The organism is Flavobacterium sp. WV_118_3 (assembly GCF_039778605.1).
Taxonomy (GTDB): Bacteria; Bacteroidota; Bacteroidia; order Flavobacteriales; family Flavobacteriaceae; genus Flavobacterium.
In genome coordinates, this window is the sequence record NZ_CP156060.1 from 2,715,691 (window position 1) to 2,732,778 (window position 17,088).

14 protein-coding genes and 1 pseudogene are annotated in these 17,088 nt (G+C 38.9%); 8 read left to right on the forward strand and 7 right to left on the reverse strand.

Annotation, left to right across the window (positions count from 1 at the left end; translation table 11 throughout):
- Positions 1–65: 65 nt before the first annotated feature.
- Complete coding sequence (gene fabD, locus ABFU83_RS12710; protein ID WP_347066424.1) at positions 66–941, forward strand: ACP S-malonyltransferase; 876 nt, start codon at positions 66–68, stop codon at positions 939–941.
- Between the two features lie 79 nt (positions 942–1,020).
- On the opposite strand, the gene ABFU83_RS12715 is transcribed toward fabD, so the two are convergent.
- On the reverse strand, positions 1,021–2,271 hold the full coding sequence (locus ABFU83_RS12715; RefSeq protein ID WP_347066426.1) for an ABC transporter permease: 1,251 nt from the start codon (positions 2,269–2,271) through the stop codon (positions 1,021–1,023).
- Positions 2,272–2,570: 299 nt separating this feature from the next.
- Here ABFU83_RS12715 and purH point away from each other — a divergent pair, with 299 nt between their 5' ends.
- The 6 genes from purH to rodA are packed head-to-tail and all read left to right on the forward strand — an operon-like array spanning position 2,571 to position 9,632.
- Complete coding sequence (gene purH, locus ABFU83_RS12720; RefSeq protein WP_347066428.1) at positions 2,571–4,097, forward strand: bifunctional phosphoribosylaminoimidazolecarboxamide formyltransferase/IMP cyclohydrolase; 1,527 nt, start codon at positions 2,571–2,573, stop codon at positions 4,095–4,097.
- Positions 4,098–4,150: 53 nt separating this feature from the next.
- A complete protein-coding gene (locus tag ABFU83_RS12725; protein ID WP_136402146.1) occupies positions 4,151–5,179 on the forward strand; it encodes a rod shape-determining protein in 1,029 nt (342 codons plus the stop codon).
- Positions 5,180–5,190: 11 nt separating this feature from the next.
- Complete coding sequence (mreC, locus tag ABFU83_RS12730) at positions 5,191–6,018, forward strand: rod shape-determining protein MreC (protein WP_347066430.1); 828 nt, start codon at positions 5,191–5,193, stop codon at positions 6,016–6,018.
- Entirely contained in the window at positions 6,011–6,517 is a 507-nt protein-coding gene (locus ABFU83_RS12735) for a rod shape-determining protein MreD (RefSeq protein ID WP_136402144.1), read from the forward strand. Before mreC ends, ABFU83_RS12735 begins: the two co-directional genes overlap by 8 nt.
- Positions 6,514–8,376: a penicillin-binding protein 2 gene (mrdA, locus tag ABFU83_RS12740; protein ID WP_347066432.1), complete on the forward strand. Its 1,863-nt coding sequence runs from the start codon at positions 6,514–6,516 to the stop codon at positions 8,374–8,376. The genes ABFU83_RS12735 and mrdA overlap by 4 nt, the downstream gene beginning before the upstream one ends.
- Positions 8,376–9,632: a rod shape-determining protein RodA gene (gene rodA / locus ABFU83_RS12745; protein WP_347066434.1), complete on the forward strand. Its 1,257-nt coding sequence runs from the start codon at positions 8,376–8,378 to the stop codon at positions 9,630–9,632. The genes mrdA and rodA overlap by 1 nt, the downstream gene beginning before the upstream one ends.
- 1 nt (position 9,633) lies before the next feature.
- Here the strand turns inward: rodA and ABFU83_RS12750 are convergent, their stop codons facing one another.
- Positions 9,634–10,311 (reverse strand): DNA/RNA non-specific endonuclease, encoded by a 678-nt coding sequence (locus ABFU83_RS12750; protein ID WP_347070219.1) that lies wholly within the window; start codon positions 10,309–10,311, stop codon positions 9,634–9,636.
- Between the two features lie 238 nt (positions 10,312–10,549).
- On the opposite strand from ABFU83_RS12750, the gene ABFU83_RS12755 reads away from it, so the two are divergent.
- Positions 10,550–11,068 carry a hypothetical protein gene (locus ABFU83_RS12755; protein WP_347066436.1) on the forward strand — a complete coding sequence of 173 codons (519 nt, stop codon included), beginning with the start codon at positions 10,550–10,552 and terminating at the stop codon, positions 11,066–11,068.
- Between the two features lie 63 nt (positions 11,069–11,131).
- On the opposite strand, the pseudogene ABFU83_RS12760 reads toward ABFU83_RS12755, so the two are convergent.
- The 5 genes and pseudogenes from ABFU83_RS12760 to ABFU83_RS12780 all read right to left on the reverse strand — a co-directional run bounded on the left by ABFU83_RS12760 (position 11,132) and on the right by ABFU83_RS12780 (position 16,915).
- A pseudogene (locus tag ABFU83_RS12760) lies at positions 11,132–12,327 on the reverse strand (IS256 family transposase).
- A 140-nt stretch (positions 12,328–12,467) separates the two neighbouring features.
- A complete protein-coding gene (locus ABFU83_RS12765; RefSeq protein WP_347066438.1) occupies positions 12,468–12,992 on the reverse strand; it encodes a hypothetical protein in 525 nt (174 codons plus the stop codon).
- Positions 12,989–13,456, reverse strand: a complete 468-nt coding sequence (locus tag ABFU83_RS12770) for an N-acetyltransferase (protein WP_347066439.1) — start codon at positions 13,454–13,456, stop codon at positions 12,989–12,991. The genes ABFU83_RS12765 and ABFU83_RS12770 overlap by 4 nt, the downstream gene beginning before the upstream one ends.
- A 139-nt stretch (positions 13,457–13,595) precedes the next feature.
- Positions 13,596–14,702 carry an ABC transporter permease gene (locus ABFU83_RS12775; protein WP_347066441.1) on the reverse strand — a complete coding sequence of 369 codons (1,107 nt, stop codon included), beginning with the start codon at positions 14,700–14,702 and terminating at the stop codon, positions 13,596–13,598.
- A complete protein-coding gene (locus tag ABFU83_RS12780) occupies positions 14,702–16,915 on the reverse strand; it encodes a carboxy terminal-processing peptidase (protein WP_347066442.1) in 2,214 nt (737 codons plus the stop codon). The genes ABFU83_RS12775 and ABFU83_RS12780 overlap by 1 nt, the downstream gene beginning before the upstream one ends.
- Positions 16,916–17,088 lie beyond the last annotated feature (173 nt).

The window sequence follows — 17,088 nt, forward strand, 5'->3', positions numbered from 1 at the left end:
TTTCCAATATGCTAAAAAACACTATTTTTGTCTGTCAATAACAAACAAAACCAACAGAGAAGAATATGAAAGCATATGTATTTCCGGGTCAGGGAGCGCAGTTTACCGGAATGGGTAAAGAATTATACGAAAATTCGGCACTGGCTAAAGCGCTATTCGAAAAAGCAAACGAGATATTAGGTTTTCGCATTACCGACATTATGTTTGAAGGTACTGCCGAACAATTAAAAGAAACCAAAGTAACACAACCGGCTGTTTTTTTACATTCGGTTATTTTGGCCAAAACCCTTGGTGACGACTTTAAACCGGAAATGGTTGCCGGTCACTCGTTAGGGGAATTTTCGGCTTTGGTTGCCAACGGAACCTTATCGTTTGAAGATGCTTTACAATTGGTTTCCCAAAGAGCCATGGCGATGCAAAAAGCCTGCGAAATCACTCCATCTACTATGGCGGCCGTTTTAGGTCTTGAGGATAAAGTGGTAGAAGACGTATGTGCTTCAATCGACGGAGTGGTTGTAGCTGCCAATTACAATTGCCCGGGTCAGTTGGTAATTTCCGGTGAGTTAACGGCTGTGGAAAAAGCCTGCGAAGCGATGAAAGAAGCCGGAGCAAAACGTGCCTTGATCCTTCCGGTTGGTGGTGCCTTCCACTCGCCTATGATGGAACCGGCCCGCGAAGAACTGGCAGCAGCTATCGAAGCAACAACATTTAACACGCCTATTTGTCCCGTATACCAAAACGTACCGGCAAAAGCTGTTTCGGATCCTGCTGAAATCAAAAAGAATTTGATCACGCAATTAACCGCTCCGGTAAAATGGACGCAATCCGTACAACAAATGATCGCCGACGGTGCCACTTTGTTTACAGAAGTCGGTCCGGGTAAAGTTTTAGTGGGATTGGTAAATAAAATCGATAAAAACGTAGCGACTGCTTCAGCATAATAGTATACAATACTACTATAGTATTTGACACCTGACAGGTTTTAAAAACCTATCAGGTGTTCTTTCTTTTTACCCGTGTTTACATTCCGCTTCGGATGGCTTCCACCGGGTCCAGTTTGGAGGCTGAAATCGCCGGGATAATCCCGGAAATTAATCCTATAAAAGCGGCAAGTGACGTTCCGATAATGATATTCCAGAAACCAAGTACAAATTCAAAGTCCAATACTTTCGACAATACCAAAGCAATAATCCAAACCAAAAACATTCCGACCAATCCTCCGATTACCGATAGAATAACGGCTTCAAACAGGAATTGGAATAATATAAATCGATTTTTCGCTCCTAAAGCTTTCTGAATCCCAATCAGGTTGGTTCGTTCTTTTACCGACACAAACATAATATTGGCAATTCCGAAACCTCCTACCAACAGGGAAAAACCACTGATAATCCAGCCTACCACATTCATTTGCCCGACGATATTATCGATCAGATCCGTAAATCCGGATAATACATTGATAAAAAAGTTATTGATATCTCCGGTTTTTAGCCCTCTGAATGTACGTAACTTTTGGATCAATTCACCTTTAAAAGCTTCGATATCGACACCTTTTACCGGTTTTATCAGAATCGCCGGCGTTAGCATATCACTATTATCACCATATAATCGTCTTAGAAAATTTACAGGAAGGAAAACCGAAACGTCTCTACTCGGTCCAAAAGTACTTGATCCTTCTTTATCCAGAACACCAATCACTGTAAACCGTTGTCCGTATAAACGTATTTTTTTACCCATCGGATCCATCGTGCCAAACAATCCTGTTGCGACTTCGCTTCCAATAATGATTACCGGCGAGCCCGAATTGGATTCTGCTTCGTTAAAAAAACGTCCCTGCGCAAATTTTAGCTTTTCAATATCGATAAACTCATTAGTACACGGGGTCACATTAATACTGCTCACCGTATTCGATTCGTATTTGATATTTTCTTTACGGGTAAACAGATTGAATGAAATTTTATCCAGATCGTTTAATGACCGTTTCAGATAGTCGAATTCTTCGTAGGTTACATCCGGGAATTGCTCGCGTTTCCATTGGGGTACTTCCGATGGTCCGAATGAAAAACGCATCAGGTAGATCGTATTTTTATCCAGTCCGCTAAGGTCATTTTTAATTTTACGATCCATAGAATCGACAGCCGCCAGTACGGCAATAATCGAAAAGATACCAATTGTAACACCCAACAGCGACAACAGGGTTCGCAATTTATTATTCCGCAAAGCATTGAGTGCAAAACTCAAACTTTCTTTTAGCAGTCTCAGGTATAACAACATAGTGACGGGTTTAACTTTTGTAAAATTCTGTATTTTTTGAGCAATATCCTAGCCAATTAGTAGGTAAAAAACCGCAAATGTTACAGAAAATTTACACAAATACCCAATAGTTCCATCATACCCAAACCCGACCCGTATCCGATTCTCTTCTATCGCTTAAAGTTTTGCATCCAATAAAGCTGTGAATCAGATCAAAAACCGCGAAAAAAAATCAAAAAAGACTAAAATCTAATGCCCTTTCTTTTGAATGTTATTGTAACAATAATTACTTTTGCACCTTTAAAAAACACAACAACACAATGAACACAACAAAAACCATTCAATCGGCTTTAATTTCGGTATTCGACAAAGACGGCCTGGAACCTATCGTTAGAAAATTACATGACCACAATGTGACGATTTATTCAACCGGTGGAACCGAAGATTTTATTAAAAATCTGGGTATTCCGGTAGTTCCTGTGGAAGATGTAACGTCGTATCCTTCCATTTTAGGCGGACGCGTTAAAACCTTACATCCGAAAATTTTCGGAGGAATCTTAAACCGTCAGGATCACGAAGGCGATGTACAACAAATGAAGGAATATGAAATTCCACAAATTGATTTGGTTATTGTTGATTTGTATCCGTTTGAAAAAACTGTTGCTTCCGGAGCTAATGAAGCCGATATTATCGAAAAAATCGACATCGGTGGTATTTCCCTGATCCGTGCGGCGGCTAAAAACTTTAAAGATACCGTTATCGTGGCATCGGTTAACGAATATGCGTTATTCCTTGATATGATTACCAACGGAAACGGCGCGACTACTTTGGAAGAAAGACGTCTTTTGGCAACCAAAGCGTTCCATGTTTCATCACATTACGACGGTGCGATTTTCAATTATTTCAATACCGATGAAACGGTTTATAAGGCGAGTGTAGCCAACGGTCAGATTTTGCGTTATGGGGAAAACCCGCACCAAAAGGGATATTTCTTTGGCGATTTCGACGCGATGTTTACCAAAGTACACGGAAAAGAGCTTTCATACAACAACCTATTGGATGTTGATGCGGCGGTAAACCTAATGAACGAGTTTAAAAATGACGATCCGACATTTGCCATTTTAAAGCACAATAATGCTTGCGGATTGGCAACGCGTAAGACAATGAAAGACGCTTATCTGGATGCTTTAGCGGGTGATCCGACTTCGGCTTTCGGTGGTGTTTTGATCGCCAATGGAAAAATTGACGAAGCCGCTGCGGAAGAAATCAATAAATTATTTTGCGAAGTGGTAATTGCTCCGGCATATGACGAAAAAGCGATCGCTATTTTAGAAGAAAAGAAAAACAGAATTATCCTGATCCAGAATGAGGTGGAATTACCTACAAAACAGGTACGCACTTGTCTTAATGGAATGTTAATTCAGGATAAAGACAATATTACAGACAATAAAGAGCTTTTAAAAACCGTTACAGTAACAGCACCTACAGAACAGGAAATTGAAGATTTACTGTTTGCCTCAAAAATCTGTAAACACACCAAATCAAACACTATTGTTTTTGCCAAAAACAAACAGCTATACGCTTCCGGAACCGGACAAACGTCCCGAGTGGATGCTTTACGCCAGGCTGTAGAAAAAGCAAATTCATTCCTTTTTGATCTGAACGGAGCAGTAATGGCAAGCGATGCTTTCTTCCCTTTCCCGGATTGTGTTGAGTTGGCAAAAAATGCCGGAATTACCGCTGTTATTCAACCGGGTGGCTCTATAAAAGACGAACTGAGTATCAACTATTGTAACGAAAATAAAGTTGCGATGGTATTTACCGGAGTTCGTCATTTTAAACATTAATTTTATTATTTTTGTAGGCTAATTATTTATAAATGTATTAAACCCTTTTTTGTATGGGATTTTTTGATTTCATGACTGAGGATATTGCGATTGACCTAGGTACCGCAAATACCCTTATTATCCACAATGACAAAGTTGTCGTTGATAGTCCATCTATCGTTGCTCGTGATCGTGTTTCTGGGAAAATTATTGCTGTTGGTAAAGAGGCGAACCAGATGCAGGGTAAGACTCATGAAAACATCAAAACCATACGTCCTCTAAAGGATGGTGTAATTGCTGATTTTGACGCATCGGAAAAAATGATCAGTTTGTTCATTAAAAGCATTCCGGCGCTAAAGAAAAAAATGTTTACACCGGCTTTGCGAATGGTGGTTTGTATCCCTTCCGGTATTACGGAGGTGGAAATGCGGGCGGTAAAAGAATCCTGTGAGCGGGTTAATGGAAAAGAAGTATACCTGATCCACGAACCGATGGCTGCGGCTATCGGTATCGGTGTGGATATTATGCAACCGAAAGGTAATATGATTGTCGATATCGGAGGGGGTACTACCGAAATCGCGGTAATTGCATTAGGCGGAATTGTTTGTGACAAATCGGTTAAAATTGCCGGTGACGTGTTTACTAACGATATCGTGTATTATATGCGAACACAACACAACCTTTTTGTTGGAGAAAGTACCGCTGAAAAAATTAAAATTGCTATTGGTGCCGCTACGGAAGACCTGGATACGCCACCAGATGAAATGTCGGTTCAGGGACGTGACTTGTTAACCGGGAAACCAAAACAGGTGGACGTTTCGTACCGCGAGATCGCAAAAGCCTTAGACAAATCCATACAACGTATTGAAGATGCGGTTATGGAAACCTTATCACAAACACCACCCGAACTGGCCGCCGATATTTACAATACCGGTATTTATCTGGCCGGAGGAGGTTCGATGTTACGAGGACTTGACAAGCGTATCTCTCAAAAAACGGATTTACCGGTTTATATCGCCGAAGATCCATTAAGAGCCGTTGTAAGAGGAACGGGAATGGCATTAAAAAATATTCAGAAATTCAAAGGGATTCTTATCAAATAAAGAACTAATTCATGCAGCAAATCTTTAACTTTATATTAAAAAACAGTAACCGGTTACTGTTTTTGCTGCTTTTGGGCATTTCTTTATCATTGACCATACAATCCCATTCCTATCATAGAAGCCGCTATATCAGTTCGGCGAATGTGTTTACCGGATTTGTATACGAAAAGATCAATAACGTTAAAGAATATCTGAACCTTCGCGAACAAAACAACCAGCTGGCCAATGAAAACGCTCAGTTGAAAAAACTGCTTTTTAACAATACCGATTCCTTAACAGCCGGAAGTGCCTTACCGAAACCGTCCGGAATCGAAAATATAAAAGTGTATAATGCCAAGGTAATCAACAATACTTTTAACAGTAAAGAAAATTACCTGACCTTATTGGGCGGACAACAGGACGGTATTAAACCCGATATGGGTGTCGTAAACAGTTTGGGCGTAGTCGGTATTATCGAAAAAACATCCAGTAGTTATTCGACCGTACAAAGTATTCTGAATGTGAAATCGCAGATCAATGCCAAGATTAAAAAATCAAACCACTTCGGTTCCCTGATATGGAACGGGAAAAATGTAGGTTTTGCTCAGTTGATCGACGTTCCTCGTCTGGCTTCTGTACGTAAAGGCGATACTATTGTTACCGGTGGTCGTTCGGAAATTTTTCCTGAAAATATTCCTATCGGTACTATTGATAAAGTGTATATCGACAAGGCAACCAATTACTATACGCTGAACGTTCGTTTATTTAACGATATGACCAATTTAGGCCATGTCTATGTAATTGAAAACCTAAAAAAACAGGAAATCCAGAAATTAGAAGAAGAGACAAAAAATGAATAGTACGTTTATCACAAATAGCTTACGCTTTGTCGTGCTGCTCGCTATACAGGTTGTTATCTTTAACAACATCGACTTTCTGGGTTTTATCAATCCGTATCCGTATATTCTTTTTATCATTTTATATCCGGTAAACGGTAGTAAAGCCGGTTTGCTGGTTGCCAGCTTCTTTCTGGGACTTGTGATGGATATGTTTTCCAATTCCGGAGGAGTGCATGCTGCGGCCTGTGTAACCCTGGCCTATTTCAGACCAACCTTTTTTAAATTCTCATTCGGGGTGAGTTACGAATATCAAACCGTTAAAATTACCGATAAGTTAACGCCCGAACGTTTTTCGTTTATCCTTATTGCTGTAGTTACCCATCATTTAGTATTATATTTATTAGAAATATTCCGTTTTAATTTTATTTGGGATATTTTATTGCGAACTTTACTAAGCACTATATTTACCTTACTGCTTTGCATCATAATTATTTATTTAATTAAGCCTAGCAAACGATGAGAAAACTTTTATTACCCGGTTTGATTGTTATTGCAGCACTGCTGATAATGGCAAGGCTTTTTTATTTGCAGATTTTAGACGATTCCTATATCCAAAAATCGGATAATAACGCGATCAAAATCAAATACGAATATCCGGAACGCGGTTACATCTACGACCGTAATGGTCAGCTATTGGTAGCCAACCAGCCGTCATATGATATTATGGTAACACCAAAGGATGTTAAAAATATCGATACCCTGGAATTTTGTAATCTACTTAATATTACCAAAGAAGATTTTATCAAAAAAATTGAAAAAGCACGTGTTTACAGTCCGATGCTCCCATCGGTGTTTATCGCACAGTTAAACAAAATGGAATACGCTGCTTTTCAGGAAAAGATCCGGAAATTTTCCGGTTTCGAGATTCTGAAACGTTCTTTACGGGACTATCAGGTGGCCGTCGGTGCCAATATCTTTGGTTATATCACACAGGTAAACGATAACATCATCAAAAAGAAACCGTATTACAAAAGCGGGGATTTGATCGGTATGCAAGGTGTAGAACAGATGTATGAAGAGGTTTTACGCGGTACCAAAGGAGTAAAATATATCCAACGGGATCGCTTTAACCGTGAAATAGGCCCCTATAAAGACGGTATTTATGATACAATTGCCGTTCAAGGAGAAGACATCACCTTAACTATCGATTCCGAACTTCAAAAGTATGGCGAAGCTTTAATGGTAAATAAACGCGGTGGTATTGTTGCGATCGAACCCAAAACCGGTGAAATCCTGGCTTTGGTGACCGCTCCATCTTATGATCCGGCCATTTTGGTAGGTCGCGAGCGTTCTAAGAATTATACCATGTTGTATAACGATTCGATTGCAAAGCCGTTATACGACCGCGGACTTTTGGCAGAATATCCGCCGGGATCACCTTTTAAAATATTAACCGGTCTGGCCGGACTTCAGGAAGAAGTAATCGACGAAAATACAACCTTTGTTTGTCATCACGGGTTTTCCTACGGTAGAGGTGCTTTTATGAAATGCCACTGTCCCGGCGGAAATATCAAATTGCATAACGGCATTTACAAATCCTGTAATGCCTATTTTGCCAATGTGTTTAAACGAACCATCGAAAAATATAACAAACCTCGTTTTGGTGTGGATGCCTGGAGTGCCCATATGAAGAGCTTCGGATTAGGAAATTTTATGGGTTACGATCTTCCACCGGGAAGAAAAGGACATATCCCGACTTCTCGCTACTATGATCGTTGGTATCCGAATGGGGGTTGGAAAAGTACAACCATTATTTCCAATTCCATCGGACAGGGTGAGGTAACCATGACACCAATTCAGTTGGCGAATATGATGGCCACAATTGCCAATGAAGGTTATTACTATACCCCTCACGTAATCCGAAAAATTGAAAAACATAAGATCGATAAAAAGTTTACAACCAAACACATTACATCTATCGACAAACAATATTTCCGACCAGTGATCGATGGTTTATTCGACGTGTACAATATGGGAACCGCAGCCAGCCTTCGTGTAGAAGGAATTGAGATTTGCGGTAAAACCGGTACGGCCGAAAACTTTACCAAAATCAACGGAAAAAGAGTACAGCTAACCGACCACTCGGTTTTCGTAGCCTTTGCACCGCGACATGATCCTAAAATCGCGATCGCCGTATTGGTAGAAAACGGTTATTGGGGTGCGCGTTGGGCCGGGCCTATTTCCAGTTTGATGATTGAAAAATATCTGAAAAAGACCATTACCCGTACCGATTTGGAAAAAAGAATGCTGGAAGGTAGTTTACAACATGAATACGACAAGGTGACTAGTGGTGTGCCTTTTACAATTAATAACCGATAATGAAAAATCAGAGCGTAGCGAATAATATCGATTGGATTACCATACTTATATATATTGTATTGGTGATCATGGGGTGGATGAATATCTACTCGGCTTCGTTACCTCTTGAGGAAACCTCCATTTTTGATTTAAGTCAGACCTACGGTAAGCAGATGCTTTTTATCATGCTTACCATCCCGTTGATTTTCACCATACTTTCTGTGGATGCCAAGATATTCGAAAAGTACGCTATTGTCTTTTATGCACTAGGTATTGTCCTGCTCCTCGGACTATTTGCCTTTGGTAAGACCATTAAAGGACAAACCAACTGGTACCAGTTTGGCGGTTTCGGTTTCCAACCGTCTGAGTTCGTAAAAACCGCCACGGCTTTACTTTTAGCGAAGCTACTGAGTGACACACAAATCAATATCAAATTATTTAAGCATCAGATAATCGCACTGGCCGTATTTGGCTTTCCGGTTGTTTTAATCCTTCTACAACCCGATGCCGGTAGCGCCATGATCTTTATTTCACTGGTATTCGTTTTATATCGCGAAGGATTACCAAGCTGGTATCTCTGGACCGGTTTTATCGCAATTGTACTCTTTATTCTCGCCTTGATTATCAAACCGGTATTTATCGTTATACTGGCATTTATTATAATGATCATCCATTATATCTTTAACCGTCGTATCAATCGGAATCCGCTTGTTTACGGGATTATTTTTGTATTGATAACCGGATTTGTATTCTCGGTGGATTATGTTTACGAAAACGTATTGGAAGCACACCAGAAAGATCGTATTAATGTACTTCTTGGAAAAGACGTCAACATGCAGCGGGAAGGATACAACCTGAATCAGTCGATGATTGCTATTGGTTCCGGAAGCTGGCTTGGTAAAGGCTATCTCGAAGGAACGCAAACCAAAGGTGGTTTCGTACCGGAACAACATACCGATTATATTTTTACAACTGTTGGTGAAGAATGGGGATTTGCCGGTGCCTCAGTTGTAATCGTATTATTTGTAACCCTTTTTATGCGGATTATCTATCTTGCCGAACATCAGAAAACAAAATTCAGTCGGGTGTACGGCTATTGTGTCGCAACATTCCTGTTTACCCACTTTTTTGTAAATATTTCGATGCTGATCAAGATGTTTCCAACCATTGGAGTACCACTACCCTTTTTCTCCTATGGCGGATCGAGTTTATGGGCATTCACCATTTTGTTGTTTGTATTCCTGAAAATGGATGCCAACAAAGTAAACGAATGGTAATCTAATTAAAACTCCAGGCTTTATAATCGCTGTTCTTTTCGAATTTATTTTCGATAGCGTCCGGTAATTGTGGAAAGAAATCGATACCGGTCAGTTTTTCAATCGTATCCACATCGACTACAAATTCGTATAACGGACGATCACTTACCGCATGTGGCACCAAAAAACCGATCATTTTATCGCCTTTTCTGGTCATCAGTACTTTATAGAAATAATTCGGAACGGCGACATTTTCTTTGCCGATGGTTTTTAAGTTTTCAGATAAAACGCCTCCGGTTACCACATATAATCCGTCATACTTTGTAGCCCAATACCGTACTTTTTGTTCCAGTCGGTTCCAGACACCATCATTAAAGTGATGCAATTGCGGCGAAATATTAGACGTCAGAAAGGTTTCTTCAAACATTTTATAATTCTTTTTCCGATCACCAGCCGGGCACAAATGTCCTTTATCATAACCGGATTGTTTATAATTTCGCCAACTTGCTGATCCCGATTTTACGTCTTTATCCTCTGTAAACAACGGACGCTTAAAGTCCCTGTTGGACAAATCATCTTTTGTTAGTGTATAGGCTACCCATTCTGCCTGTTCATAGGGTTCGACATAGGAAAAGGAATACGCTTCATGGTTGATCACCACTCCAGTGGTCGAAGTGGGAAAATAGTCAAAACTTGCCATCGTAAAAGTAGCGGATGTGCTATCGGCTTCGGTCACAATTTCCTTTTCAGCCACTCCGGAAAAGGAAGCTTCAGTTGCTTTTTTATCACATGAAAACAAGAAAAAAAACATTAAAAGGAGTTTTATCAGAAATAGAGGTCGTTTCATCGCTATTACTACAGACATGGCTTGATTTTTGTTACATTTGTAAAGATAATAAATAGTTATAACCCTTTTAAAATTAATAAAAGTAGTATCTATGAAAGTAAAATTGATGGTTGCACTAGCTGTTATTTCAACACAGTTTAGTTTTGGACAGGAAATTTCGAAAGAAACCGTTAGCAACAATGCCGAAGCACATCTTTCACAAAGTCTTGACGATTTAAAAAAAATCAAAGAAGAAAAAGAGCGACTGGAAAAAGCAAAGCTTAAAGAACACGAATTAGCACTTAAAGAAGCCGAAAAACAGCGTAAAACGGCCGAAAAAGAACAAAAACGACTGGCCAAAGAATTGCAAAAAGCCGAAAAAGTCAAAAAAGATATCGAAAAGGCTCAGAAAAACGTTCATAAAGCAACCGAAAGGTTAGCCGACAGTCAGAAGGATTTGGACAAGCAGACTGCAAAGTATAAAACCTTAAAAGACAAAGACAAGCTTACTCCCGAAGACGACATCAAATGGAAGAAAAAGCTGTTAAAACTGACCAACAAAAATAAAGAGCGTAAAATTGAATTACAGGAAGCGCAATTAAACCTGAAAAATCTCAATCCAAACGCGTAATCCATAAAAGACACTATCCCAAAAAGTGTGTAAGTTAAAAAATAACAGGGTTTGACTTTTTACTTAAAGTTGAACCCTTTTTTCAAATATGGTTAAGAACTGATTGAGGATTAATCCCCAATTATGGATTGGTATAGTCCATTTTTTGGTTGCTTCTCTTAAAGCCAAATATACGGATTTTAAAACGGCTTCATCCGTAGGGAATGACAATTTGTTTTTGGTATATTTTCTAATTTTTCCATTAAGATTTTCAATTAGATTTGTGGTGTAAATGATTTTTCTGATTTCAATTGGGAAGTCAAAAAAGACGGTAAGTTCCTCCCAGTTTTCTTCCCAGGATTTAACAGCATAAGGATATTTATGATTCCATTTGCTGGCAAAATCTTCCAAAGCTCCTTTTGCAGCTTGTTTGGTTGGCGCATCATAAATCTGTTTCATATCTTTAGAAAACTCCTTTTTATCTTTCCAGACTATATAACGGGCTGAGTTCCGGATTTGATGTACAACACAGATTTGTGTTTGCGATTCCGGGAATACGTTTTTAATGGTTTGTGTAAAGCCATTGAGGTTGTCAGTTGCAGTAATGAGAATATCTTCCACACCTCGGGCTTTTAAAGTCGTTAATACTCCCAACCAAAAACTGGCACTTTCATTCTTGCCTAACCACATACCAAGAACTTCCTTTTTACCGTCTCTGTTTAGGCCTACAGCTAGATAAATGGTCTTGTTGATGACCTTAGAGCTTTCACGAACTTTAAATACGATACCATCCATCCAAACTATTAAAGAAACAGGCTCTAATAGACGGTTTTACCAAGCAACAATGCATTGGATACCGATTCTGTAATCCTTGATATAGTAGAGGTAGATACCTCAAAATTGTACACTTCCCTTATCTGTTCTTCAATATCGCTAACACTCATTCCTTTGGCATAAAGCGATATGATGACATTTTCCAATCCGTCAGCCATACTTTGCCTTTTAGGGATTATCATGGGATTGAAAGAAGCTTCTCTGTCTCTGGGAACCTGAAGTTCTGATTCACCAAAAGAGGTTTTTATTTTCTTTTTGGAAAAACCATTACGAGAGTTCGAACAGGGGGATTTCTCATGTTTATCATACCCTAAATGAGAATCCAATTCGCCATTAAGAATAGCTTCCAATCCACGCTTTTGTAGTTGGGCAAGAAAGCCATTTAGGTCTTCTCCAGTTTTAAACTGTTTTAAAAACTCTTCCGATAATAAATCTTCTTTTTTCATAAGACTGTGTAACATTTAAAATTAAACATAAAAATAATGGGGTTTTAAAACCCCATTATTTTTATACTTACACAGTTAGTGAGATACTACCCCATAAAACCAAAAAGGGCTGTTTCAAATTGAAAACAGCCCTTTTTGATTTAGAAATCCAGAATCAAACGATTCTGAACATGCTTCTCCTCGCTTTTTCGGATTTCACTATCCATTTGTATTTCGTACTCTTTTTCTTTTTCCAGCAATTTATACCAATAAAGAGCCGGTAATACATTATTAGAATGAATCTCTAAGCGAATAATGGTCTTTTTACTCGGCGATCTATCATTACTCAATATCGAACTTAACTCCGTTTCAGACAATTGTATGTCTTTCGCAAAGTCTTTATTTATTTTATAGCGCAACCGTATATATTTTCGCAGAAAAAAAGCAAAAGACAGTTCTTTAGTATAAACACCCGATTTCAAATAATCTTCTATTTCAAAACGCAATTGTTGTACACGTGCATACAATAACTGATGCTCCGTTAACGACTCATTAGTGTCTTTTCTTGCCCGATTCAGTTCATCGGCAGCTTCTTTTTTTTGTTTTGAAGTGCTCTTACTACGAAACACAAATGATTCGGCCTGTTCTTCCGCTGTATATTTTTTATTTAATTGATCTCTTTTCATCTGTCGTATTTTTCTACGAGATTAAACAATAATATTCCGTCTAAATACAGGTATTTTCCAGCATTTTTCATTCCATATTTACTAATGTAATGCTGCCTTAGTTCTGTTTTTGGCAATAACGAAACACATCCTTTTTCTGCATATAACCGTATCGCTTCCCGACAGGCATAGGCTATTAAATTACCCGCAATATCCTCATACTGCTTATTCTTCCCCCTATTCTCTTTGGAAACTGCCAAAAGATTTATGGTTAACAGACAATCCTCCCGGTAATCTATAAGCGACATTAGTCCTAAAACAATTTCACTTTCTAAAATTCTTAGTTTGTATACCTTATTTTGTTGTTCCGTTTTCCAATTAAAGAAAAATCGTGTCTTTGTTATCGTTTTGTAATCCTGATCTTCAACCCGTTCAATACATATTTCTTTAAATACTTTCGTATTGACCTCCATAATTCCCCACATAAACTCTTGTGCTAGTTAAAGTTACAAAAAACGAAAATAATTTACAAATTTTGTAAATTCAACTTACTAAAAAGGGAACAGCATCCGGACAAAACAGAACGCTAAACATAATAAACAATTTTATTTTGAGATCATTAATTTATGTCTTTACATCAAGCGCATCGCGTAATGCATTTCCGATCATCATAAAGGCCAGAACAAGTAGCAACATGGCCACACCTGGAATAATCGCCAGATAGGGTTTTCCGAGGATGATATAATTGTAGTTATCTTTGATCATAGCACCCCAACTCGGTACGGGTAACTGCGCACCTAATCCTAAAAAGCTTAATCCACTTTCGACCAGAATTGCCGAGGCGAAATTGGCCGCCGAAATTACGATCACCGGTGCCATACTGTTGGGTAATATATGGTGGAATATAATCCGGCTGTTCGTATAGCCTAAAGCACGTGCCGCGGTTACATATTGCATTTCTTTAATTCCCATAACCTGGCCGCGAACCACACGGGCGACTTCCACCCACATGGTAAGTCCTACGGCTACAAAAACCTGCCAGAATCCTTTTCCCAGTGCCAATGTAATCGCGATGACCAATAACAAGGTAGGAATGGACCAAATTACATTGATCAACCACATCACCATCGCATCAATCTTACCGCCATAATAACCTGCTAAAGCGCCAAAGAAAATTCCAACGACCAGTGAAATCAAAACGGCTACAAATCCGATGGCTATCGAAACCCGCGATCCAATAATCAACCGACTAAGCAGGTCACGTCCCTGATTATCCGTTCCTAAAAGGAATTTCTTTTCGGTGATATGTTCTTTTTCAATCGTTTTATTACCAACAGCTTTTCCAAAAGCAGATAAAGGAATTTTATCGGAAATAACAATACTCTTATCGTCCGAATACTCGTCAAAATACAAGCTGTCGTTTGCTATTTTATAAGTATTGATCGGTTTTTGCATAACCGTTTCCGGATGACCCGTAAAATAATCATACCAATGACTTTCAGGTTGGTTTTCCAACGGAACCTGTAACATCGTCACTTTAAAACCGGGTTCTTTCGAACGAATGGCCAGATCACCCCAGTTGGCATATTGGGTAGAATCCGGGGCTAAAAAATAGCCAAAAACGGAAATAAAAACCAGTACAGCTATAAACACTAAACTGAAAACGCCCCAAAAATTCCTGCGGAATTTCTGGAGCGCTAAAGCAGTAAGCGATTGATTTGATAAACTCATTAATTTACTTTATCAACAATTTTATTTTTTTTGTCTTTTAATGTGATGGAACCTTTAACATCTTTTCCACTACTTTTCATATCGTTTAGGATATTCAAAGCCTCATCAACATATACATCGTTACCAAGGCTTTCATGCCAACGCTCTCTTTTCTGAGCCAGTACGGTGTCATTTTTAAACATTTCTTTTTCATATGGCAAGGATCCGAATGACAAATTGTTTTTATAATCGGCCAGTGCTTTGAATTTTTTAGCGGTGTTTTCAACTGCCGTTTCTTCAGCTCGGAACTTATTAAAGTTAAGACTCAATGTATTCATATCCTTACGGGAGCTAATCCATTTGGCATTTTCATCGATCAATTTGAATTGCTCGTTTGTCGCCATACGCTCTTTACTTTTTGCTATAGCTGCTGTAAAATCCAATCCTTTTACCGGTTGGTAATTCGCCGGGTCAATTTTATCCCACGGCATTGCATTGTCGATATCACGCTCACCCATATCGATATACGAATAACGATCCGGCATTACGATATCACTCAATACACCTTCGCGTTGTGTAGAACCTCCGTTAACACGGTAGAATTTCTGCGTAGTTGTTTTCAACGCACCTAAGTCACCATAAGGGTTACTTCGGATAAACTGATTCAGGTCGATTACATTTTGTACCGTCCCTTTTCCATAGGTATGTTTGCTTCCAATCACTACACCGCGCTTATAATCCTGGATGGCTGCTGCAAAAATTTCGGATGCCGAAGCTGAGAAATTATTCACCATCACCACCAACGGTCCGTCCCAGTGTACTTTTGACTGTTTGTTGTATAATACTTCTTTTTTACCGTTAGCCGATTTCACCTGAACCACCGGCCCCTGATCAATAAATAAACCAACCATATCGACAACGGTTTGTAACGATCCACCACCATTGTCTCTAAGATCCATCACAATTCCCTGAACATTTTGTTTTTTAAGGCGTTCGATTTCCTGAGCCACATCTTTAAAAGCGTCTCTTTTATCTTTATTTTCAAAATCGATATAGAACTTCGGAAGATTGATGATACCATACGTCATATCCCCTTTTTTTACAATCGATGATTTGGCATAAGTTTCCTCAATTTCAACCACCTCACGGACAATTGGAATCACTTTGATCGTTCCGTCTACTTTTTTAACGGTCAGACGAACCTCGGTTCCTTTTTTACCTTTAATTTTTTTCACCACATCGTCCAAACGCATTCCAACCACATCTACCGGCTCTGCATTCCCTTGAGCAACTTTCATGATCACATCACCCTGTTCCAATTGTTTTCCTCTCCATGCCGGTCCACCCGGTATCAGTTCGGTAATTTCAGTATAGTCATTTTTCTTTTGTAAACGCGCTCCGATTCCTTCCAGACTTCCGCTAATACTAATGTCGAATTTCTCTTTGTCGTCCGGTGCAAAATAAAAGGTATGCGGATCAAATCGTTCAACAATCGCATTCAGATACACTGAAAACCAATCGTCACGATCCAATTCCTGAACAAATCCAAAATATTCATCCAACGATTTTAAGGTCGTTTCTCGAGAGCTTTTCTCCAATTCTTCCATTGTTTTTGGTTTGGAATCGGATTCTTTTTTGGTGGTTGTCCCTTCTTTTTTGGTTCCTTTATCTTCTTTGTCTTTTTCCTGTAATTTCAGCTTATCGGTTACAGAAGACAATACATTTAATTTCAGTTGTTTTTCCCAACGGCTTTTTAATTCCAGTTTATTTTTAGAAAACGGCTGTTTGTCATAATCCAGATTGATTTGCTCGTCTGTATTAAAATCAAACGGACGTGCCAGAATGTCTTTGTAAATGCCTTTCGCTTCTCCCATTCGTTCCATCAAACGGGTATACGTAAGGTCAAAAAAGGTTAAATCCTTATTACGGATCATATCGTCGATCTGTGTCTCGTATTTCGAAAACTCATCGATATCCGACTGGATAAAGAATCGCTTCGACGGATCGAGTGCCGAAATGTATTCTTTATAAACACTTTTTGAAAACGCGTCATCCATCTGCACCGGATCATAATGCCCTTTTTCCAACACAAATGTCAGTAATTCCAGTAAAAGACGGTCTTTTTCCGGATCTGATTTTTTGCTGGGCATAAAACTCCAAAGTATTGCTGACAAAGCGGTTATCAACAATACAATCTTATAATTTCTCTTCATAAACTGCCAAAAAGTATTCATTACTATTTTTCAACTAAATTACATAAAAAAGGACGCCACTCTCTTAATATACGGATAATTTTTTGTTAAAGGTTTCTTTTTATTAGTGAATCATCAGCCCTTTCTTAAAATTTCAAAAAACAAAAATTGTACCAGAACAAATTTAGAAATTGCGTATTTTAGCGAAAGTTAAA